21 protein-coding genes and 7 tRNA genes are annotated in these 21094 nt (G+C 67.4%); 10 read left to right on the plus strand and 18 right to left on the minus strand.

The window, feature by feature from the left end:
- Window positions 1–88: 88 nt before the first annotated feature.
- The 6 genes from C1925_RS12405 (at window position 89) to C1925_RS12430 (ending at window position 925) form a co-directional block, all read left to right on the plus strand.
- Window positions 89–164 (plus strand) — tRNA-Ala (locus tag C1925_RS12405).
- Between the two features lie 55 nt (window positions 165–219).
- Window positions 220–295: transfer RNA gene (locus C1925_RS12410), tRNA-Glu, on the plus strand.
- Between the two features lie 184 nt (window positions 296–479).
- Window positions 480–555, plus strand: a tRNA-Ala gene (locus C1925_RS12415).
- 49 nt (window positions 556–604) lie between these two features.
- Window positions 605–680, plus strand: a tRNA-Glu gene (locus C1925_RS12420).
- Between the two features lie 47 nt (window positions 681–727).
- Window positions 728–803: transfer RNA gene (locus C1925_RS12425), tRNA-Ala, on the plus strand.
- A 46-nt stretch (window positions 804–849) separates the two neighbouring features.
- Window positions 850–925: transfer RNA gene (locus C1925_RS12430), tRNA-Glu, on the plus strand.
- A 135-nt stretch (window positions 926–1060) separates the two neighbouring features.
- Here C1925_RS12430 and C1925_RS12435 read toward each other — a convergent pair.
- Window positions 1061–1477 carry a GNAT family N-acetyltransferase gene (locus C1925_RS12435; protein ID WP_108769157.1) on the minus strand — a complete coding sequence of 139 codons (417 nt, stop codon included), beginning with the start codon at window positions 1475–1477 and terminating at the stop codon, window positions 1061–1063.
- A gap of 76 nt (window positions 1478–1553) precedes the next feature.
- Here C1925_RS12435 and C1925_RS12440 point away from each other — a divergent pair, with 76 nt between their 5' ends.
- Window positions 1554–2510 (plus strand): SOS response-associated peptidase family protein, encoded by a 957-nt coding sequence (locus C1925_RS12440; protein ID WP_108769158.1) that lies wholly within the window; start codon window positions 1554–1556, stop codon window positions 2508–2510.
- Window positions 2511–2525: 15 nt separating this feature from the next.
- On the opposite strand, the gene C1925_RS12445 is transcribed toward C1925_RS12440, so the two are convergent.
- Complete coding sequence (locus tag C1925_RS12445; RefSeq protein ID WP_108769159.1) at window positions 2526–2906, minus strand: response regulator; 381 nt, start codon at window positions 2904–2906, stop codon at window positions 2526–2528.
- Between the two features lie 136 nt (window positions 2907–3042).
- Here C1925_RS12445 and C1925_RS12450 point away from each other — a divergent pair.
- Window positions 3043–3128 (plus strand) — tRNA-Leu (locus C1925_RS12450).
- Between the two features lie 62 nt (window positions 3129–3190).
- On the opposite strand, the gene C1925_RS12455 is transcribed toward C1925_RS12450, so the two are convergent.
- The 3 genes from C1925_RS12455 to C1925_RS12465 form a co-directional block, all read right to left on the minus strand.
- Entirely contained in the window at window positions 3191–5029 is a 1839-nt protein-coding gene (locus C1925_RS12455) for a methyl-accepting chemotaxis protein (RefSeq protein ID WP_108769160.1), read from the minus strand.
- 287 nt (window positions 5030–5316) lie between these two features.
- Entirely contained in the window at window positions 5317–5727 is a 411-nt protein-coding gene (locus tag C1925_RS12460; protein WP_108769161.1) for a GNAT family N-acetyltransferase, read from the minus strand.
- A 15-nt stretch (window positions 5728–5742) separates the two neighbouring features.
- The gene (locus C1925_RS12465) at window positions 5743–6018 is read right to left on the minus strand and encodes a hypothetical protein (RefSeq protein ID WP_108769162.1); all 276 of its coding nucleotides are present in this window, start codon (window positions 6016–6018) and stop codon (window positions 5743–5745) included.
- A gap of 182 nt (window positions 6019–6200) precedes the next feature.
- On the opposite strand from C1925_RS12465, the gene C1925_RS12470 reads away from it, so the two are divergent.
- A complete protein-coding gene (locus tag C1925_RS12470) occupies window positions 6201–7289 on the plus strand; it encodes a DUF5694 domain-containing protein (RefSeq protein WP_108769163.1) in 1089 nt (362 codons plus the stop codon).
- 117 nt (window positions 7290–7406) lie between these two features.
- Here the strand turns inward: C1925_RS12470 and C1925_RS12475 are convergent, their stop codons facing one another.
- The 10 genes from C1925_RS12475 to C1925_RS12520 all read right to left on the minus strand — a co-directional run bounded on the left by C1925_RS12475 (window position 7407) and on the right by C1925_RS12520 (window position 17639).
- Entirely contained in the window at window positions 7407–7628 is a 222-nt protein-coding gene (locus C1925_RS12475; protein WP_108769164.1) for a hypothetical protein, read from the minus strand.
- Window positions 7629–7722: 94 nt separating this feature from the next.
- Window positions 7723–9906, minus strand: a complete 2184-nt coding sequence (locus C1925_RS12480) for a PAS domain-containing protein (protein ID WP_108769165.1) — start codon at window positions 9904–9906, stop codon at window positions 7723–7725.
- Between the two features lie 207 nt (window positions 9907–10113).
- Complete coding sequence (locus C1925_RS12485; protein WP_108769166.1) at window positions 10114–12501, minus strand: Tex family protein; 2388 nt, start codon at window positions 12499–12501, stop codon at window positions 10114–10116.
- Window positions 12502–12690: 189 nt separating this feature from the next.
- A complete protein-coding gene (locus tag C1925_RS12490) occupies window positions 12691–12906 on the minus strand; it encodes a hypothetical protein (RefSeq protein WP_025879252.1) in 216 nt (71 codons plus the stop codon).
- 786 nt (window positions 12907–13692) lie between these two features.
- The gene (locus C1925_RS12495; RefSeq protein WP_108769167.1) at window positions 13693–14145 is read right to left on the minus strand and encodes a hypothetical protein; all 453 of its coding nucleotides are present in this window, start codon (window positions 14143–14145) and stop codon (window positions 13693–13695) included.
- Window positions 14142–14345: a PspC domain-containing protein gene (locus tag C1925_RS12500; protein ID WP_108769168.1), complete on the minus strand. Its 204-nt coding sequence runs from the start codon at window positions 14343–14345 to the stop codon at window positions 14142–14144. Before C1925_RS12500 ends, C1925_RS12495 begins: the two co-directional genes overlap by 4 nt.
- A 66-nt stretch (window positions 14346–14411) precedes the next feature.
- Complete coding sequence (locus C1925_RS12505; RefSeq protein WP_108769169.1) at window positions 14412–14780, minus strand: YfeK family protein; 369 nt, start codon at window positions 14778–14780, stop codon at window positions 14412–14414.
- A 62-nt stretch (window positions 14781–14842) separates the two neighbouring features.
- The gene (phaC, locus tag C1925_RS12510; RefSeq protein WP_108769170.1) at window positions 14843–15910 is read right to left on the minus strand and encodes a class III poly(R)-hydroxyalkanoic acid synthase subunit PhaC; all 1068 of its coding nucleotides are present in this window, start codon (window positions 15908–15910) and stop codon (window positions 14843–14845) included.
- A gap of 6 nt (window positions 15911–15916) precedes the next feature.
- Window positions 15917–17002, minus strand: a complete 1086-nt coding sequence (phaE, locus tag C1925_RS12515) for a class III poly(R)-hydroxyalkanoic acid synthase subunit PhaE (protein ID WP_108769171.1) — start codon at window positions 17000–17002, stop codon at window positions 15917–15919.
- Between the two features lie 22 nt (window positions 17003–17024).
- Window positions 17025–17639 (minus strand): phosphatidylcholine/phosphatidylserine synthase, encoded by a 615-nt coding sequence (locus C1925_RS12520; RefSeq protein ID WP_079222297.1) that lies wholly within the window; start codon window positions 17637–17639, stop codon window positions 17025–17027.
- Window positions 17640–17984: 345 nt separating this feature from the next.
- On the opposite strand from C1925_RS12520, the gene C1925_RS12525 reads away from it, so the two are divergent.
- Entirely contained in the window at window positions 17985–18635 is a 651-nt protein-coding gene (locus tag C1925_RS12525; protein WP_108769172.1) for a class I SAM-dependent methyltransferase, read from the plus strand.
- 156 nt (window positions 18636–18791) lie between these two features.
- On the opposite strand, the gene C1925_RS12530 is transcribed toward C1925_RS12525, so the two are convergent.
- The 3 genes from C1925_RS12530 to C1925_RS12540 form a co-directional block, all read right to left on the minus strand.
- A complete protein-coding gene (locus C1925_RS12530) occupies window positions 18792–19280 on the minus strand; it encodes an 8-oxo-dGTP diphosphatase (protein WP_108769173.1) in 489 nt (162 codons plus the stop codon).
- A 42-nt stretch (window positions 19281–19322) separates the two neighbouring features.
- On the minus strand, window positions 19323–19835 hold the full coding sequence (locus C1925_RS12535) for a DUF1249 domain-containing protein (RefSeq protein ID WP_108769174.1): 513 nt from the start codon (window positions 19833–19835) through the stop codon (window positions 19323–19325).
- 323 nt (window positions 19836–20158) lie between these two features.
- On the minus strand, window positions 20159–20980 hold the full coding sequence (locus C1925_RS12540) for a pyruvate, water dikinase regulatory protein (protein ID WP_108769175.1): 822 nt from the start codon (window positions 20978–20980) through the stop codon (window positions 20159–20161).
- Window positions 20981–21094 lie beyond the last annotated feature (114 nt).

Consider the following 21094-nt stretch of genomic DNA (forward strand, 5'->3'; position numbering starts at 1 on the left):
ATCGACTTCGCAACGGACGTGAAGAAAAGTGCAACAAACGCTTGCCAACCCCCGGGGGCACAGCTATTATTTCGCTCCTCAGCGACGTGGGGCCATAGCTCAGCTGGGAGAGCGCCTGCATGGCATGCAGGAGGTCAGCGGTTCGATCCCGCTTGGCTCCACCAATCTTTCGGCATTAGGCCGTCGGAAGAGTCGCAAAAGAACATTGATGAGATCTGCGTCCCCATCGTCTAGAGGCCTAGGACATCACCCTTTCACGGTGGCGACCGGGGTTCGAATCCCCGTGGGGACGCCAACTCATCACGAACAACGAGGACCCGGCCGATAACCGGGTCTTTTTTGTTCACCGCCTACCGGCGTTCAGGTTGTGGCGTTGCGGTTCCCCTGCCCTCGTGGCCCTGGTGAACCACAACGAAGAAAGCGAAAAAAAAGCTTCCACAAAGGTGAATACGTTGGTAAGATAGGCGGCTCGGTAACACGGGGCCATAGCTCAGCTGGGAGAGCGCCTGCATGGCATGCAGGAGGTCAGCGGTTCGATCCCGCTTGGCTCCACCACTTTCGACATTAGGCCGTCGAAGGTTCTACAACTTGAAGTTTTTCGTGCGTCCCCATCGTCTAGAGGCCTAGGACATCACCCTTTCACGGTGGCGACCGGGGTTCGAATCCCCGTGGGGACGCCAGTTTCAAAACGGACCCTGCTCCCATGCGGGACAATCCGGAGTTTCATGGGGCCATAGCTCAGCTGGGAGAGCGCCTGCATGGCATGCAGGAGGTCAGCGGTTCGATCCCGCTTGGCTCCACCACTTCGACATTAGGCCGTCGAAGATCTACAACTTGAAGTTTTCGTGCGTCCCCATCGTCTAGAGGCCTAGGACATCACCCTTTCACGGTGGCGACCGGGGTTCGAATCCCCGTGGGGACGCCAATTCTTGAAGACCCCGGCCTCGGCCGGGGTTTTTCTTTGCCTGTTGTCCGGGTCGCCCTATCCACGCATGGCGTGGATCTACCAGGATCAAAGTAGATCCACGCCATGCGTGGATGAATGCCTGATGCCACAGACTCAGAACCGCCGATACATCCCGATCGAGGCCGGCGCCGTCGGTGCAAACCCGAACTGCGCATACAGGCGGTGTGCCTCACCATCGGCCAGCAGGCTCACATAGGCCGAAGGCGGCAGCGTTACCTGCATCCAGGCGTCCAGCCGCCGCATCACCTCCTTGCCCAGGCCCTGCCCCTGCAACCGGGGCACGACGGCGATATCGCACACCTGCAGGTGGCAGCCACCATCGCCGACAATCCGGCCCATCGCCACCAGTTCGCTGCCCTGGTACGCACAGACCCCGAACAGGGTATTGGGCAGCGCGCGGCTGGCGGCCTCGTGCGTCTTGGCACTGAGCCCAGCCAGCAGACGCAGCTGGCAGTAATCCTCAACGGTCGGCACGCCATCGCGGAACTGGCAGGTGGTTGGATCGTTCATGCGTCATCTCCAAGTGGTCAGGCTATCCTGCCGCAGTCACGTCGCAGCCGCTGCGACCTTCGCCCACAGAACGCCCATGTGCTATTCCGCCCTGATCCGCGCCGACTACGCCAAGCTCGTCCGAGAGTACGGCGCCGTGCTGTCGCTGGAAGAATTCGCCGAACTGTATGCGCACGATCCGGGCAAGAAGCGGCCGAAGACACCCAAGGCCATGGACGATGGTTTTGCTGGCGCGCGCACCGAGCAGGGCCGCGACATCGTGGCGAAGATCCAGCAATGGCATGCCGAGGAGCAGCAGACGCTGCAGGCCGAGCTGCTGAAGCAGGGCGAGCGGCGCGACATCGCCAACGCCACCCTGGCCACGCGGCCGACGCAGAAGGCGCGCAACGACCTGCGCGTGGCCAGCAACCGCATCGAGCGTGCACAGGCCCGCCTGGACGATCTGCATCGTGTGCAGCTGCTGCCGCGCGACAACCGCATCTTCCCCGGCACCTACGCACCGGTGATGGTCAGCGAGAACGGGCAGCGGGTCATCAAGCCGATGCGCTACCAATGCCGCCTGCCGGACAAGCCCGCACGCAACGACGTGCTGTACCCGGGCACCTACAACGCGCGCCGCGACAGCCTGGAAGGCTACTGGCGCGGCGCCTTCGGCCTGCGCCACGGCGTAGTGGTGGTCAGCGCGTTCTACGAGCATGTGCCGCGCCATGCCATCGCCGGTCGCAGCCTGGGTGCCGATGAAAAGGAACAGGACGTGGTCCTGGAATTCCGCCCCGATCCACCGCGCGACCTGCTGCTGGCCTGCCTGTGGGCCGAATGGGAAGGACCGGAGGGGCGCCTGCTGTCCTTCGCCGCGATCACCGACGCACCACCGGCCGACGTGGCCGCCGCCGGCCATGACCGCGGCGTGGTACCGATCCGTCGCGAACACCTGGACGCCTGGCTCAATCCCGATCCGGACCAGCTGGCCACGCAGTACGCCATCCTCGATGACCGCGAGGATCTGCGTTACGTCTACGAAGAAGCGGCCTGAGCCGGAAAACTGCGCTCAGGCCCGCGCGCTGCTACGGCCGACCGCGCGCAGCAAGGCCTGCGACAGATCCACCGACAGATAGGGTTTCACCAGCAGCACGCCGTCGCGCATCGATGCAGGTAGCTGATCGGCGGTCATGCCGGTGGCCAGCACGAAGGGCACGCCCGCTGCGGCGAGCGCCTCGGCGACCGGTTCACTGGTTTCGTTGCGGGCCAACCGGTAATCCAGCAGCGCCACGTCCGGCGAGGTTTCCTGCAGCAGGCGCAGCGACTCGGCGACCGTCGCTGCCAGGCCGACGACCACGGCGCCGGCTTGCACCAGCTGCATCTGCAGCAGGGCCGCGCTCATCTCGTCGTTTTCGACCACCAACACGCGCAGATCCTGCAACGCCGCCATGGGGCCTCCCCCCACCTGTTAAGCCGATCCAGTATAGCCATCAGCCAGCCATTGCCGACAGGACGGCGGGCTTCCGGCCCTGTCCGAAGAGGGCTCTATGAAGGTCCGCCGGGCTCGGTTACACTAGCTCGCTGCTGCCGGTGTGGCGGAATGGTATACGCAGCTGACTCAAAATCAGCCGGGGGTGACCCCATGAAGGTTCGAGTCCTTTCACCGGCACCATCGAACAAAAGGCCAGGTCATTGACCTGGCCTTTTGCGTTTCTGGAGGCTCAGCCCCTCGCTTCAGGGCACCACCCGCAGCATCGGCGTGCGCTGTGCCGTCGCACTGCCCTGCCCCGCATCCACCCGGAATCCGGCCACGGTCTGCAGCAGCTGCGCGGACTGTTCCTCCATGCTGCGTGCCGCCGCCGAGGCCTCTTCCACCAGCGCCGCGTTCTGCTGCGTGCCCTGGTCGATCAGGTCGACGGCCTGGTTCATCTGCTGGATGTCATCGCTCTGCTGCTGGGCCGCCGTGCTGATCTGGGTCATCAGGTCGCTGACACGGCGTACGTCGCGCACGATCTCATCCATGGTGCGCCCGGCACTTTCCACCTGCGCGGTGCCGGCACCGACATTGGCCACCGATGCGTCGATGAGGTGCTTGATCTCCTTGGCCGCGCTGGCCGAACGCTGCGACAGCTCGCGGATCTCGGTGGCCACCACCGCGAAACCACGACCATGCTGGCCCGCGCGCGCCGCTTCCACCGCTGCGTTCAACGCGAGGATGTTGGTCTGGAACGCAATGCCGTCGATCACCCCGATGATGTCGACGATGCGGCGCGAGGAGGCGTTGATCACCGCCATGGTCGAGACCACTTCGTGCACCACGGTGCCACCGCGCGCGGCCACGTCTGCCGCGCCGCCGGCCAGTTCGCTGGCCTGGCGTGCGTTGGTGGCGGTGCGCTGCACGGTGTCGGCCAGGCCCTTCATCGACACCGCCGTTTCCTCCAGCGAGGCCGCCTGCTGCTCGGTGCGCTGGGACAGGTCGCTGTTGCCCTGGGCGATCTCGCTCGCGCCCACCGCAATGGTGTCGGCGGCGAACTTGATCTGGCCAAGAATGCCGGCCATTGCCTCCACCAGCGCGTTGACGCCCTCGCACAGCTCGGCGATCGGCCCGCGCTTGTCGGTCATGTCCACATGGTGGGTCAGGTCGCCCTGTTTTGCCGCCGCCACCACTTCGCGGGTCTGCGCGACGGCGCGCTGGGTGGCCTGGTTCTCGTGCACCTGGGCGGTGATGTCGGTCGCGTACTTCACCACCTTGAACGGGCGGCCGTTCATGTCGAGGATCGGGTTGTACGACGCCTGAATCCACACCTCGCGCCCGCCCTTGCCCAGCCGCCGGTACTGGCCGGCGTCATACTCGCCGCGGCCGAGCTTTTCCCAGAATTGCCGGTATTCGGCACTGCCACGGTGGTCGGGTTCGACGAACAGGGAATGGTGCTGGCCGCGGACCTCGTCCAGCGTGTAGCCGGTGGCGGCCAGGAAGTTGGCATTGGCCGACAGGATGCGTCCGTCCAGGCTGAATTCGATGACCGCCTGCGACTTGTCGATCGCCGCCAGCTGGCCCGCCGAATCGGCGGCCTGCAGCTTCTGCGCGGTGATGTCGGTGGCGAACTTCACCACCTTGTACGGCCGCCCCTGGCGATCCAGCACCGGGTTGTACGAGGCCTGGATCCAGATCTCGCGCCCACCCTTGCCGAAGCGCCGGTACTGGCCGGCGTCGAACTCGCCGCGCGCCAGCCGCGCCCAGAACTCGCGGTACTCGGCGCTGCGGGCATGCTCGGGATCGACGAACAGCGAATGATGCTGGCCCTGGATCTCGTCCAGGCGGTAGCCCACCGCCTGCAGGAAGTTCTCATTGGCCTGCAGGATGGTGCCGTCCAGGGCGAACTCGATGACCGCCTGCACGCGATGCAGCGCAGCCACCTGCGCGGCCAGCTCATCCTGGCGGCGATCCTGCGCGGACAGCTCGGTGGTGGTGCGGTGACCGCCCAGCGCGCCCAGCAGCACGCGCCAGGGCGAAAAACGGGAGTGCGGGTCGGCCGGTGTCTGCTCACCCGCCGTGAAGCCTGGCATCAGCATCGTGGGTTCCTCGGAGTCCAATAAAGTGCAATCCGGCGGGCGGATGCCCGGCGGGGCCATCAATTGCCTGGACTTGCAGACGCGCGGGGGAAGCGTCCTTGTTCGTTGTGCGCGTGAAACTCTGGACTGCGGACTGCGGACTGCGGACTGCGGAAGGCGGTACACACAGCACGGGCGCCCGTCGGGGGCAGCCTGGAGTCCAGCAGCGAGGGACAGGAGCGGGATCCAGTCAGGTTATCGGCCGGCGGGTCGCGGCCTTTAGGGGCATTCGCAGCCCCCCCGCGTCTTCACAGCACCCGGCGATACAGCAGCTTGCCCTCGGCCTCGCCCTCGGGCTGGTAACCGTTGCGCTCCAGCAGGGCCACCATCTGCGGGAAGGCCTGCGAGGTCTTCACCTCGATGCTGTCGTAGCCCTGCGCGGCGGCCCAGCGCTCCTGGGTTTCCAGCAGGGCCTGGGCGATGCCCTGGCGGCGATGTGCCGGATGGATGCCACCGACCCAGCTGTAGAAGCGCCGGCGGTCCAGCGCGTAGCCCACCTTGAAGCCGACCAGTTCACCGCCCTGCTCGGCCACCAGCACCAGGTGGCGACGGCCAGCCAGGCGCTGCATGTAGGTGGCGTGCGTGCGCCCCTGGCCCAGCTCGCCCACGTCCTGCAGCACCTGCAGGGCTTCGTCCAGAGTGCCTACCCTTACCAGCATCGTGTTCCTCCGCGGTCAGCGTTGCCGCCACATCATCCAGCGCAGCACGGCGATGGCCAGCACCGCCGGCAGATAACCGAGACCGCCTATGCAGGCTGCTAGTGCAGCGGTCACCCAGATGCCGCCGCCACCCAGGCCCCATGAATTGCTCTGCAGGAAATGCAATGCCACCGGCAGGATCAGCAGTGGCGACAGCCGCAGCAGCTGCCAGCGCCAGCCCAGCGGCCCGACAAAGCCGATGATCGCACCAAGCAGTGCGGCGATCGTCACGATGGGCAGTGCAGCATCCATGTCGTTGTTCGTTCCAGGTTGCAAGGTCCATTGTGACCCATGCCCCGCCTGGCTGCGATGCCCGCTTGGCTGCGATGCATGCAGCGCCCAGAAGGTTGCAATGACCAACGTGGGGTTACATCGCGCGGCGTTGCGTGCAGCATCATCGTCATCACGGATGCATCCATTGCAGGGAGAAGCCCATGTTCAAACGTCGTGCCTGTGTTCTGTTGTTGAGCCTGTGCAGTGCCGCCGCCGGCGCCGCCGATGCGCCCTATCGCCCCGCCTTCCATCCTGGCGAGCACAAGGGACCGCCAGCGGGCCGCTTGAATGACGTCATGGTTCTCGCCACGCCACACCTTTCGCAGTTGCCGAAGACCTTCGAACCGGCGCAGCTGCAGCCCCTGCTTGAGCGATTGGCGGCCTGGATGCCTGACGCCATCGCCACAGAGAACCTGTCTGGAAGGCAATGCGACTTCCTGCGCCGCAATCCGCTGCGCTATGCGGAAACCGCGCAGACCTACTGCTTCGATACCACGGCGGCACAGGCGGCCACCGGCATGGATGTCCCGGCCGCAAGCGGCGAAGCAGAGCGTTTGCTGGCAGCGTTGCCAAAGGATGCAACGCCCTCACAACGACGCCATCTTGCTGCCATCCTGCTTGCAGCGGGCGAACCCGGCTCTGCGCAGGTGCAGTGGCTTCGCCTCCCGGCATCGGAGCGGCACGCTGGCGATGGGCTGACGCCGGCTCTGGTACAGACCCTTAACGCGCATGGGGCGCGCCGGCAGGAAACGTACCAGCTTGCTGCGGTGCTTGCTGCCCGGCTGGGACATGACCGCCTATGGGCGGTGGATGACCACACGGCCGATTCACCCACGCCGCCGGAACAGGCGGACGCCAGCCGTAGAGCAATGGAAGCGGTGTGGGACAACCCCCATGTGCAGGCGATGAAGGACGCTGACACGCCGCTGTATGCGGCGCTTGCCGCGCCAGATGGCGTTCTTGCCCTGTATCGCGCTTACAACCGCCCCGAATGGGCTGAACTTGCCTACCGTGCAGACTTCGGCGCTGCGCTGCGGGACCCCTCCCCCGAGGCATTCGGGCGCAGTTATCTGGGTTATTGGGAAACCCGCAACCTGCGCATGGTTGCCAACATCCGTGACGTGCTTGGGCAGCATCCGGGCACACGATTGCTCGCCATTGTCGGTGCCTCGCATAAAGGCTACTACGAGGCCTACCTCGACCAGATGCACGATGTGCGGCTGGTGGATGCGGAGCCGGTACTACGTTGAGCCGCCACGCTGTCTGTAGAGTCGAGCTTGCTCGCCTGCCAGCTTCGTAGAGTCGAGCTTGCTCGACTCATTCTGGCCGACAGCAGTCGAGCATGGCTCGACTCTACAGATGCGTGGTCAGCGCCGCCCATTGCGCCACAGCACCGCGCTGGCGCCGATGATGCAGCCCAGGGTGGCCAGCAGTGCGCTGGCCACGCCCCACTGCAGGACCGGCACCAGTGACTGCGCCAGGGGATCGAGGCGCAGCTGCTCCAGGCGCAGGCCGCCGGCCAGCGCCAGGAGCCAGCCAATGCAGGCGGGCGCGTAGGCGCCGACGATCTGTGTGTTCCAACGGCTCATGGCAACTCCCTGTCGAGGTGGCGATGGGGCGATTGTTCCGCCCCGCCCTCTCACAGGTTGAGACCGTATCAAGCCTCTTGCGGTACGCACCGGTTCAGCCCGCGTCGTTGTCCTCGCCGGGCAGTTCACCCAGCTCGCCCTGCACCTGCACGTTGTTGCGGCCCATGGCCTTGGCCCGGTAGCACTGGGCGTCGGCCGACGCCACCGCCTCGTCCACGGTCATGCCGGCCTCCAGCGGCGCGATGCCGATGCTGGCGCCGATCCGCAGCCGCGCCGTGTCCCACGGAATGGACAGCGCGGCCAGGGTCTGCAGCAGTTCGCGGCCGATGCGCGCGGCCCGGCGCGGGCCACAGCCGGGCAGGATCACCGCGAATTCGTCGCCGCCCAGCCGCGCCACGATGTCCGAATCGCGCACGCCATGGCGCAGCACGCTGGCCACCGCCCACAGCACCGCATCGCCGGCGAGGTGGCCCCAGGTATCGTTGACCGGCTTGAAACGGTCCAGGTCGATGAACATCAGCGAGGCCGCCTGGCCGGTGCGCTCGACGCGGGTGATCGCCTGCTGCAGGTGCGCCTCGAAGCCACGGCGGTTGCCCAGCTCGGTCAGTGGATCGATTTCGGCCAGGTGACGTGCCTCGCGCTGGCGGGCACGTTGCTGGGTATCGTCGCGCAGCACCCACACCGCGCCACGCACCTGGCCTTCGTCATCGCGCAGCCAGGCGCGGGTCAGGTCCACCGGCACCGTGGCCGCGCCCAGCCGCATCAACAGGTCGGCATGCAGGTCCACCGCGTTGCTGTCCGGGTCGAGCAGCACGGCCACATCCAGCACCGAGCCGGGCGCGTACTCGGTGGTCAGCGACAGCACGTCCTGCACGTTGTGCCCGGCCAGGGCCAGCGCGTTGTCACCCGCCAGGATGCGCACGGCCGCAGCATTGGCGTACTCGATACGCCCTTCCAGGGTCACGCTCAGCACCAGGTCGGCCACCGCATCCAGGGTGATGCGGCTGCGCTGCTCGGTTTCGTACAGGCGCTGCTCGCTGCTGCGCTGGGAAGTGACGTCCTGGATCTGCGACACGAAATGCAGCGGCTCGCCGCGCTCGTTGCGCACCAGCGAGACCGACAGGCGCGCCCAGATGGTGTTGCCATCGCGGTTGAGGTAGCGCTTTTCCAGATGGTAGTAATTGCGCCGGCCGGCCAGCAGGTCCTGCACCAGCGCCAGGTCGGTCTGCAGGTCGGCCGGATGGGTCAGACGCTGGAAATCCACCTGCAGCAGCTCTTCGCGCGGGTAGCCGAGGATCCGGCACAGCGCATTGTTGACGTCCAGCCAGCGCCCTTCCAGCGAGACCAGGGCCATGCCCAGCGCCGCCGAGGTGAACGCACCGGCAAACTTGTCCGCGGCCAGCCGCGCATCGGCACGGGCCTGCTGCATCTCGGTGATGTCGATGGCCATGCCGACGTAGCCGATGCGCTGGCCGTCGGCACCGTCCATGCGGCTGATCGACAGCCGCACCTGGCGGCGCTGGCCATCCTTGCGCAGGAAGGTCCACTGCCGTGAGAACGTGCCGCCCTGGGCCTGCGCGGCCAGTGCCTGGAAGACGGTCGGCAGGCGCCCTTCGGCATCGGCCAGCGGTGCCAGGAACACGGCGATCTCGTCAGGCTCGTGGAAAACGCCCGGGTCGACCCGGCCCACCACGTCATCGGCCGTATAGCCCAGCAGGCGCTCGGCGCCGCTGTTGAACAGGGTGATCATGCCCTGCGGGTCGGTGGCCATCACCGCCACTTCGTCGGATGCATCGACCAGCGCCTGCAGCCGCTGGCGCATTTCCGCTGCGTCCTGTCGGGCCTGCTGCAGCTCGGTCACATCATCGTGGGCGCCGGCCATCCACACCGGGCGGCCCTGCCCGTCCCGCTCGAACACGCGCCCGCGGTCGTGGATCCAGATCCAGCGGCCGTCCTTGTGGCGCATGCGCAGCAGGCACGCATAGTGGTCGGTGTGCCCGCGGAAGTGCTCCTCCAGCGCGGCATCGGAACGGGCCAGGTCATCGGGATGGACCAGCGTCTGGAACGTATCCTGGTTCACCGGCTCCAGTTCTTCCTGCCGATAGCCCACGATCTCGGCCCAGCGCGCGTTGATGCGCATCTGGCCGGTCTGCACGTTCCATTCCCAGGTGCCCGCTGCGGTGCCTTCGATGATCATCGCCAGGCGGCGGCGGTCTTCGGCCAGCTCCACCAGGCGCCGCTCGACCAGGTTGCCTTCGTTGTTGCCGGGGCCGCCCATCAGCCCTCCCTGCCCCGCGCACAGGCACGCGCCGGCCGCAGCGCAAGGCTGCAACCCTCGTGGATGCTGGCGGGAACGATTGGCGCCACGGCCCTCCCCGGCGACGACGGGACGGCCCGATGGCCCCCCTTGGGCGCAAGTGTGCGCACTGCGGGGGAACCTCGACAAGTCCCCCCTCGCAGGCGAGCGCCTGGAGGGGTGCCGGACTCAGCTGCGCTTGGCGCGGGCGAAGGCGTCGGCCAGGGCGTTGTTGGCCGGTGGCGCCGACTGCGCCGGTCGGCCGCCATTGCCCTGTCCGCGGTTCTGGCCACGGTTCGGACCGCCGGCATCGCGGCGCGGCCCCTGACCCTGGCCGCGCTCCTCGCGCTGGCCGGGCCGGCTGGTGGCCTGGCCGGGGGTGTCGTCCAGGCGCCGGGTCAGGGCGATGCGCTTGCGCGGCACGTCCACCTCCAGCACCTTCACCTTGACGATGTCACCGGCCTTGACCACATCGCGCGGATCCTTGACGAAGGTGTCCGACAGCGCCGAGATGTGGATGAGCCCGTCCTGGTGCACGCCGATATCGACGAACGCACCGAAGGCCGCCACGTTGCTGACCACGCCTTCCAGCACCATGCCTTCGCGCAGATCCTTGATGTCCTCCACGCCCTCGGCGAAGCGCGCGGCCTTGAACTCCGGACGTGGATCGCGACCCGGCTTTTCCAGTTCCTTGAGGATGTCGCGCACGGTCGGCACGCCGAAGGTCGCGTCGGTGAACTGCTCGGCCTTCAGGCCTCGCAGGAAGCTGCCATCACCGATCAGCGCCTTGATCGGGCGTGCGGTGCTGGCGACGATGCGCTCGACCACCGGATAGGCTTCCGGGTGCACGGCCGAGGCATCCAGCGGCTGGTCGCCATCGGCGATGCGCAGGAAGCCGGCGCACTGTTCGAAGGTCTTCTCGCCCAGCCGTGCCACCTTCAGCAGGTCCTTGCGGCGCTTGAACGGGCCGTTGTCATCGCGGTGGCGCACGATGTTCTCGGCCACCGTCGACGACAGGCCGGAGACGCGCGACAACAGCGCGGCCGAGGCGGTGTTGACGTATACGCCGACGGCGTTCACGCAGTCCTCCACGCGCGCATCCAGTGCCCGCGCCAGGCGGTACTGGTCCACGTCGTGCTGGTACTGGCCGACACCGATCGCCTTCGGTTCGATCTTCACCAGTTCGGCCAACGGGTCCTGCAGGCGGCGGGCAATCGACACCGCGCCACGCAGCGACACGTCCAGGCCGGGGAATTCCTTGGCGGCGAATTCGGACGCCGAGTACACCGAGGCACCAGCCTCGCTGACCACCACCTTCTGCAGCTTCGGGTTGCCGGCGGCCTTGATGGCCTCGCCGGCCAGCTTGTCGGTCTCGCGGCTGGCGGTACCGTTGCCGATCGCGATCAGCTCCACGTTGTGCTTCGCACACAGCTGCTTGATCGTCTGCAGCGACTGGTCCCACTGCCGGCGCGGCTCGTGCGGGTAGATGGTCTCGGTCGCCACCAGCTTGCCGGTGGCATCGACCACGGCGATCTTGCAGCCGGTGCGGATGCCCGGGTCCAGGCCGAGCACGGTCTTCGGCCCGGCCGGTGCGGCCAGCAGCAGGTCCTTGAGGTTGTCGCCGAACACGGCTATCGCGTCGGCCTCGGCCTTCTCGCGCGCCTGGTTGAACAGGTCCAGCAGCAGGTGCGTGTGCAGCTTGGCGCGCCAGGTCAGGCGGCAGGCATCAAGCAGCCAGCGGTCGGCGGCGCGGCCCTGGTCGGCGATGCCGGCCTTGCGCGCCACGCGCCCTTCGGCGTACTGGTGGCCCGCCTCGGCATCGCTTCCCGGGTCCAGTTCCAGGAACAGGATCTCTTCGCGGCGCGCACGGAACAGCGCCAACAGGCGGTGCGAAGGAATCTTCGCCAGCGATTCGGCGTGTTCGAAATAATCTCGGTACTTGGCGCCTTCGTTTTCCTTGCCCTCGGCCACGCGGGCGCGGATCACGCCGCCCTCGCCCAGCCAGGTGCGCAGCTCGCCGACCAGCGCGGCGTCTTCGCCCCAGCGCTCCATCAGAATCGCGCGCGCGCCTTCCAGCGCGGCCTTGGTATCGGCCACGCCCTTGTCGGTGTCAACGAAGGTGGCGGCGAACACCTGCGGATCCCGGGTCGGGTCGCCCAGCAGGCCATCGGCCAGCGGCTCCAGCCCGGCCTCGCGGGCGATCTGCGCGCGGGTGCGGCGCTTGGGCTTGTACGGCAGGTACAGATCTTCCAGGCGGCTCTTGGTATCGGCGGCGAGGATGTCGTTGCGCAGTTCGTCGCTCAGCTTGCCCTGCTCGCCGATGCTGGCCAGCACGGCGGCGCGGCGGTCTTCCAGCTCGCGCAGGTAGGTCAGGCGGGTTTCCAGGTTGCGCAGCTGGGTGTCGTCCAGGCCACCGGTCACTTCCTTGCGGTAGCGGGCGATGAACGGAACGCTGGCGCCCTCGTCGAGCAGGCCGACGGCGGCACGTACCTGGGCGGACTGGGCACCGATCTCGTCGGCGATGGTCTGGGCGATCTGCTGGGCGAGCGCGCTCTGGGCGTTCTTGGCGTCGTGCATTGCTTCAGGTCTGGGCCGCATTACGGGAAGGTCCCATTCTGGCAACCCACGACCAAGCGGGACAAGGCGTTGACAGGGGGCGGGATTCAGCCTCCGGCGGCCGGTCGGGACGCCGGCATCCTGGCGAGGGGGGCTGGGATGCCGGCGCGGGCGCGCGATGGTGGGCGCGCCCTGCCGCGTGTTACGGGGTCAACGGTAGTGGCGGGCGGCGCGCTGCATGACGATGTCGTCGCGCAGGCTTTCCAGGGCCATCAACCGGACCTTGCCGACACCTTGCAGTTCCATGAACCGCTCGGTGTAGAACTCCGGCCCCAGCGCGGTGTCGGCGCGGGATTTGCTGAAGCCGTAGGGCACCACGCCCTTCTCGCCATCCTTGCTACCACCGACATAGAGAACAATTGCCATGTGATGTCTTCCTCCAAATTGCTACTGCGTACTGCACACGATGAGCGGTACTTGCGAGCTCATCGGGATAGAGCTTACCGCGATCAAGCTGACTGGAACGTCACGAAGGCTAATGACGATCGGTTGCATGCAGATGACTGCCCGATCACTGCAGAACGCTTACGGATCTTTAACCTCCGGCTAACAAACGGGGGTTTCCAGCCAACGGCGCAGCCCCTCGTGGGTGGCGATCAACGGCAAAACCGTCGCGCTGGTCGGTCGGGTCGGGCTCGCGGGGGACGCCGTGAACCCCGCTCCGCGGTCCGGCCCAGCCGCTGGCGGCTGTGCGTTCGGGCGCTTGCGAAGCAGTGCTTCGCAAGCAAAGCGCCCTCACCCCTGGGGGCTTGGCCGCGGCATCCATGCCGCGGACACCCCCGCGAACCCGACCCGACCGACCTCTGACAGATGGCTGCTGCGTCCACCACCCACGGAAAAAAAAATGAAGATCAAAAGCAAAGCAGCCTGGCCGGCCGCTCTTTGCTTCGTGTAGAGCCGAGCCATGCTCGGCTGCGAGCAAGCGCAGCGCGCGACCCGCTTCTGCTGATTCTTTTTCTTTTCCGTGGCTGGACGCCGCAGGAACGTGTCCGTGGCCGGGCAGGTGGGTTGCGCAGGGGCGTGAGCCGCATGGATGCGGCGACCGAGCTTACAGGGATGTACTTGCAGCGTCCCCTGCGCAATCCACCTGCCCGGCCAGCCCCCATGAATCACCGCGCCCCAGCCACGAGGGGCTGCGCCGTTGGCTGGAAACTACGGCCACCAGCCGCGCCCGAACCGGGCGTAATGATCTGCCGCCCGCTCGAACGGGTTACGCGCACTCACGCCCCCGCACAGCAGGTACACCGGCAGGTACAGCGGCCCCAGCACCAGGTACTGGTACACGTGCGCCCGCTCGTGGTCATCCAGACGGATCAGCGGCTCCACGCCCCACCCCGCCTGGTGCGCGTAGGTCCGGCAGGACATGCCCAGGTCGTGGCCGGTATGCAGGATCACGTTGCCCAGGGTGATCGCCCCGCCCGGCCCCCACGGCCAGTTGTCGAAGATGAGCGCACAGTCGCGGCCGCTCCAGCGCAGCTTCGCCCCGCCCAGCAGGCCGACCAGCCCGCCGATCACCCCGATCAGCGTATTGGGCAGGGTCCAGGCCGCGCCCAGCACCTGCAGCGCGCGCAGCCAGACCGGCCAAGGCCGCGAGGCGGCGTTCAATCGGCCTCGTTCGGGATCAGCAGCCACAGGAGCAGGTAGACCAGGATGCCCGGGAAGGCGGCCGAGCCGATCGAGACCAGCACGAACAAAATCCGCACCAGGGTGGGGTTCCAGCCGAAGCGATGGGCAATGCCGCCCATCACGCCGGCGATCATCCGATCGTTCAACGAACGCGACAGCGTGCGTGGCGTGGTGTTCATGGTGGCACCTCCTCGGGAACCAGAAAGAGCAGTCGAACGTGGCCCGACTCTACACCGCGGGTATGTCTACGGCGTGCGTTGACGCAACGCCTGCAGGCGGGCGCCGAACCAGGCGGCGGCGGTCTGTTCAGCCTGTCCCGGGCACTGGATGCGGTAGGCCTTGCCGCTCATGCTGCTCTGGCTGGCGGCGCGCTCGATGAACTGCTCGGCGCTGTCCACCTTGTCCTTTTTCAGCAGGTAGTCGTACTTGCGCTGCAGGTGCGCACGCGCTTCGGCCGCGTCGTGCCAGCTGCCATTGCGCTGGAACCGGCACTGCGAGCCATCGAGGCTGCCGATCAGCTGCGCGATCTCGCGCTGCGCCTGCGGGCCGGGGGCGGCGTGGGCGAATGGCGCTGCCAGCAGTGCGGCGAGGATCAGTAGATGTCGTGATGCCATCTGGACCTCAGCAATAGTCGAGCATGGCTCGACTCTACAGGGGCAGTCGAGCAAGCTCGACTCTACCGGTCGCGGGCCTTCAGCCAGCCATCGATCGTCGCCGGCACTTCGCGCTGCGCGCGGCCGGACACGTAGATGCCGATATGACCACCGCGGAAACTGGATTCGGTGTAGTCGTCGGTGCCCAGGCGCCGGCGCATCGCGCGCGAGGCATCCGGCGGCACCAGGTGGTCCTGCTCGGCGTAGATGTTCAACACCGGCAGCGTCACCTGCGACAGGTCGACCGCTTCCTCGCCGATCCGCACCGTGCCATTCACCAGCCCATTGCCCTGGTAGAACTGCTTGATGAAGTCACGGAACGCCTCGCCCGCCAGGTCCGGCGAATCGAAGATCCACTTCTCCATGCGCAGGAAATCCTCCAGCGCCGCCTTGTCGTCGAGGATGTCGAGCAGGCCCACGTACTTCTGCACGTTCAAGCGGAACGGCTTGAGCATCAGGTAGCTGGCATTCATCAGGTCGGCCGGGATGTTGCCCAGCGTGTCCACCAGCAGGTCCACGTCCACCTGCCGCGCCCAGTGCGAGAGCATGTTGTCGGCGGTATGGAAATCGACCGGGGTGACCATGGTGATCAGGCTGCCCAGCTTCTGCCGGCGCAGCGCGGCATAGCACAGGGCGAACACGCCGCCCTGGCAGATGCCCAGCATGTCCACCGGCCCACCGCTGCGCGTGCGCAGCGCATCCACCGCGCCGTCGATGTAGCGCAGCAGGTAGTCCTCCAGGGTCTGGAAGCGCTCGGAGCGGTCCGGGTAGCCCCAGTCCAGCACGTACACGTCCTGGCCCAGCGCCAGCAGCTTCTGCACCAGCGAACGGTCCGCCTGCAGGTCGACCATGTACGGCCGGTTCACCAGCGCGTAGACGATCAGCAGCGGCGGCCTGCGGGTCGGCGCCTGCTCGCCCACGAAGCGGTACAGCACCACCTTGCCGTCGCGCCAGACTTCCTCGCGGGCAGTGGCGCCATAGTCCACGTCCTCCACCTGCGGCAGCAGCTTCAGCCCTTCCATCAGCTTGCGCTGCATGGCCAGGGTTTCCTGCATCAGGTCATCGGCGTTGAAGCCCAGCGGTCCTTTCATCAGTCGTTATTTCCGCGCAGTGGTGCGGCGTGCGGCGGGCTTCGCCGGTGCTTTCTTTGTTGCCGCCCTCTTTGCAGGCGGCTTCGGCGCGGCGGATTTCTTCGCCGGCGCGGCCTTCTTCGCGGGCTTGCGTGCGGCCGGCTTCACCTTGGCCGGCGCCGGCTGTGCCACCGGGTCGACCTCGGCGGTCCCGGCCAGCACGGCCACCTGCGCCTGCAGGCGGCGCAGGCTGCGCTCCAGCTCGGCGATGCGTCGGTGGGCGGCATCCATCTCGCTGCGCGTGGGCAGGCCGATGCGCTCGCTCACCTGCTCGACCTCGCGTTGCAGGCCGGCACGCAGGCGCATCTGTGCGTTGCCCAGCGAGGCATAGACCTGCTGGAACGCCTCGGACAGGGCGACCTTGGCGTAGGCCTCTTCGGCCACCTCGATCCACAGGTCGAACATCGCCCGTGCACTGGTCAGCTGGCTGCCCGGTTGCTCGTGCTCGGCCAGGCGCTTTTCGAACAGGTCGAAGGCCTCTTCCAGCGCCTGCTTGATCTGGTCCACGTAGGCGCGCGAATGCTGCTGGTATTCCTCCTGCGCGCGCAGCAGGGTCTGCCAGCGCGCCTGGTGCTCGCGGCCGGGGCCGAAGGCCGGGCTCTGCAGCCACGGGCCGGCCTGTACCTGCCACTGCTGCAGCCATGCGGCAAATTCGGGCAGCGCGGCACCCGCCTGGGTGCTGCCACGTGCGCCCTGCAGCATCCACTGCAGCATGCCGTCACCCTGCCCCTGCACGGCTTCGCGCCAGGCCTGGGCCACGTCGGCGCTGCTGGCATCGCGGCCGGCGAAGCGCGCGGCCACTTCCTGCATCGTGCCGTACCAGCTGCCGGCCTGCTCGCGGAAGCGGCGCAGCGCATCTTCCGGCGCGCCCTGCCCCTGTTCGGGCAGCAGCTGGCCCCACCAGTCGAACAGGCGCTGCCAGCTGCCCGGGTCGTCGCCGGCCGGTGCCCCCGGCGTAGCGGCATGGCGCAGGGCATCGCCCCAGGCGCCGAAGTACTGGCGGGACAGGTTCTCGAAATCGCTGCTGCCGGCGTCGTGGGCCGAGCTGGTCATCGCGGGCCTCCGCTGGGCTGGGTCATGGCTTGGGAATGTGCAGGGTCTTGCTGATCATCAGCGAGCCGGACAGCGCGAACAGCAGCACCATCGGGTGCAGCTGCCACGGGCCGAGCTGCCACTGGCCGAACCAGAGGTCATGGCCGATGGCATCGGTGCCGGCGGCAATGGCCAGCACGATCACCAGCGCCAGGCTGGTTGGAATGGGCGTGCCCTCGAAGTATTTGACCTTGCCCTCTTCGCCAGACATCGCCTCGGCGGTGACGTTGTAGCGGGCCAGGCGGCTGACGCCGCAGCAGACGAAGTAGCTCAGCACCAGCCAGTCCCAGCCGCCCTGCATGCCGCAGGCATAGGCCAGCGCCGCCGGGGCCACGCCGAAGGAGATCACATCCGACAGCGAATCGAGCTCGCGGCCCAGGGTGGAGCTGGACTTGCGCCAGCGCGCGATGCGGCCGTCGAGGGCATCGAAGATGAAGGCCAGCGGGATCAGCGCCATGCCGAACATCAGGTAGCCGCGCTCGCCGTCCTGCAGGAAGCGCATGGCGGCAAACACCGCCCCGGTGCCGCAGAAGGCGTTGGCCAGGGTGAACCAGTCCGCCAGTTGGAACTCACGCAGCATCGAGAAATGACGTTTCATGGGGTCTCACGGGGCATCAAGGCAGACAGGGTACCGCGAGCGCCGCTACCGGTGACAGCGTTGGCATCGACCGGCCTTCACCCGTCCGTCACCCCTCATCACCGGCGGTGAATTTTTCGCCACCCATCTTGACACCCTAGGGGGGTGGAGCCTGTCGCGGCTTATCCACAAAGTTGCCCACGCGTAATCCACACCCCCTGTGGACAACCTGGTCTCAGGGACTGCGACGCTGGCCATTTGCTGATCACCTCGACGCGGGGTTTTCCTACTTCCCAATCCACCGACCCGGCGCTATGGTCACCGGCGGACCCGCCGACGCCACGTCCGATTCCTTCTTCATGGACGTTGTCGATGCTGGACGCACGCACCCTGGCCGCGCAGTTGCGGCACCCCCACGGCGAGGCCGCTCTGGCCGTGGGCGAATCGATGAACCGCAGCAACGGCGAGCTCAACCGCGCCGCCATTACCCTGCTGGCGGTGGCGCCGGGCGAACAGGTGCTGGAGATCGGCCCGGGCAATGCGGCCTTCGCGCCCCTGCTGCTGCAGGCGGAGGACAGCCGCTATCTGGGCATCGAGCTGTCCACGGCGATGGTCGACGCCGGCAACCAGCATCTGGCCGGTGTTGGCCTGGCCGATCGCGCCGCCCTGCGCCACGGCGATGCCCACGCGGTGCCGGTGGCCGATGCTTCGGTGGACGCCGCACTGGCGGTCGACACGCTGTATTTCTGGCCGAACCTGGCCCCGGTGCTGGACGAATTGGCGCGCGTGCTCTGCCGCGGCGGCCGCCTGTGCCTGGCCTTCGGCGATGCCGGCTTCATGCGCAGCCTGCCGTTCGCGGCCGATTTCCAGCTGCATGAGCTCGATGCGGTGGAGCTGGCGCTTCGGGTGTCCGGCTTCAACGTCTCGGCCTGGCGCAGCCACCGGGAGACGGCCACCGGCAACGACGGGCAGTCGCGCGACAAGCATTTCCATCTGCTGCTGGCGCACCGGCGCTGAGGCACCCCGGCGATCCGACAGTCCGCCGGGCATGGCCCGGCGCTACCTGGAGGGGGCGGGCCGACAATCCGCCGGGCATGGCCCGGCGCTACCCGGAGACAGCTGCATCGGTAGCGCCGGGCCATGCCCGGCGAGCGCAGCGGCACCGGAACAGCCTCAGAGGCGGCTGAAGGCCCAGCTCTGCATGCGCCCATCCCGGTACGGCATCACCCCATGGAACGGCCGCGGGTCGGCATCAAACACCAGCGGCAGGAAGTTGCGGTCACCCTCCCACATCGGCAGCGTGTCCAGCTTGTCCACGTCCACCCACTCCAGAGTGCCCTCGTGGTTGCCGCCATGCGGGCTGCCTTCGAAGCTGTCGATGACGAACACGAAACCGAACCAGTCCTCGCCATGCTTGCCGAAGCCCGGCCAGCTGATGGTGCCGCGCAGGCGCATGGCCGTGCAGTCGATGCCGGCTTCCTCGGCGATCTCGCGGCGCATGCCGGCGGCCACGTCCTCGGTCGGTTCAACCTTGCCGCCCAGGCCGTTGTACTTGCCCAGGTGGTGGTCACCGGGGCGGGTGTTGCGGTGGATCATCAGCACCTGGCGACGATCGGGCGAGAGCACATAGCCCAGGGTGGCGACGATCGGGGTATACGGCATGGGCGTGCATCCAGCGGCAGGTCAGCCCCGGATTATGGCCGATCAGCGCACCAGCGACAGGCGGCGCTCGGCCGGCAGCGCGACGCTGCCCTCCGGGTCGCGGCGCAGGGTGGCCACGCCGTGGCCGCGCTCGGCCAGGTATTCCAGCCACTTGCCGAGGAAGGTGTTCATCCGCATGCGGTGGCTGATCAGCTCGGCCGGCGGCGGGTACAGGCCCATCGTGTCCTGCCAGCGGCGGCCCACGTAGCAGTGGGTCGTCTCGGCCTGGCGGGCGTCACGGTACAGGCGCACGTAGGCCGAGGGGTCCGGCTCACCGGTCACCGGGTCGGCCAGGTCGTAGGTCAAGCGCAGCTCCACCGTGTAGCGGTGGCATTCGATGACGTCCAGGCGCACGTCCAATCCGTCGCCGACCGAGGAGACGTAGCTGCCGGCGGTCAGTTCGGCCGGGGCGAACAGGCGCACCAGATGCCGGTAATTCTCGGCATACAGGCCCATCAGCCAGCTGAGCCGGCTCAGGCGGGGAATGCGTTCGGTGCGGGGCGAGGCGTGGGCCATGGGTCGATCCTACACGTTGGCCATACAACGTGGGGGCTGCATGGCCCCGGCCAAAGGGGGGGGGCGTTCAACCGCCGCCGCGCCCCGGACGCCATGCCGAACCCCGGGTAGAGCCGGCCGCTGGCCGGCAATCCGCGGCCGCCGGCAACCCTGGCAGCCGGCCAGCGGCCGGCTCTACCAGCCGTTTCAAAACAGAGGGGGCTTCAACCGCCACCAAACCGCCGACGGCAATGCCGGGACCCGGGTAGTGCCGGCCGCTGGCCGGCAATCCGCGGCCGCCGGCCTCCATGGCAGCCGGCCAGCGGCCGGCTCTACCAGCGACCTCAATACATCTCGCGCTGCAGCCCCAGCGTGCCCAGCACCTTGCTGGAAATCTCCTCGATCGAGGTGTGGGTGGTGCTCAGCGTCGGGATCCGTTCCATCTGGAACATCACCTCGGCCGCAGCCACCTCGCGCTTGCAGGTGTCCAGGTTGGCGTAGCGCGAGTTCGGCCGGCGCTCCTGGCGGATCTGCTGCAGGCGGTCCGGATCGATGGTCAGGCCAAATAGTTTCCGACGATAGTTTCTCAACCGCGGTGGCAGGCGGTCGCTCTCCAGATCCTCGTCGGTCAACGGGTAATTGGCCGCGCGCACCCCGTAATGCAGGGCCAGGTAGATGCAGGTAGGCGTCTTGCCAGCGCGCGACACCGCCACCAGGATCACATCCGCATCGTCGTAATTCACCGCGATGCCGTCATCGTGGGTCAGGGCGAAGTTCATCGCGTTGATGCGGCGGTGGTAGGTATCGAAGTCCACCATGCCGTGGGCCTGGCCGACCCGGGCCAGGCGCGGGCTGGCCAGTTCCCGCTCCAGCGGCTCGATGAACGGGGCGAACACGTCCAGCATCAGGGCCCCGCTTTCGGCCAGGATCAGGCTCAGGCTCTGGTCGACGCAGGAGTTCACCACGATGGGCCGGACCTGGTACCGCTCCCCCGCCGCCTGGATCCGGACACACGCTTCCCGCGCTTTTTCGGGGTCGTCGATGAACGACATTCGATCAGTGATGAAGCTGAACCCGGTGAACTGCGTGAGCAGGCTATGCCCAATGGTTTCAGCGGTGATACCGGTTCCATCGGAAACGTAGAACACCGGACGGATGGTCGACATAGGCGGTTTTCACCCCTCTGAAGCTGAAAATGGTTGCAGCACAAGCTTGTGCCGACGGTACTGCGACCGGCATCATATCGGCTTCTTCCTACGGACGCGGCCATTCAGCCCGCC

The organism is Stenotrophomonas sp. SAU14A_NAIMI4_5 (assembly GCF_003086795.1).
Classification (GTDB): domain Bacteria; phylum Pseudomonadota; class Gammaproteobacteria; order Xanthomonadales; family Xanthomonadaceae; genus Stenotrophomonas.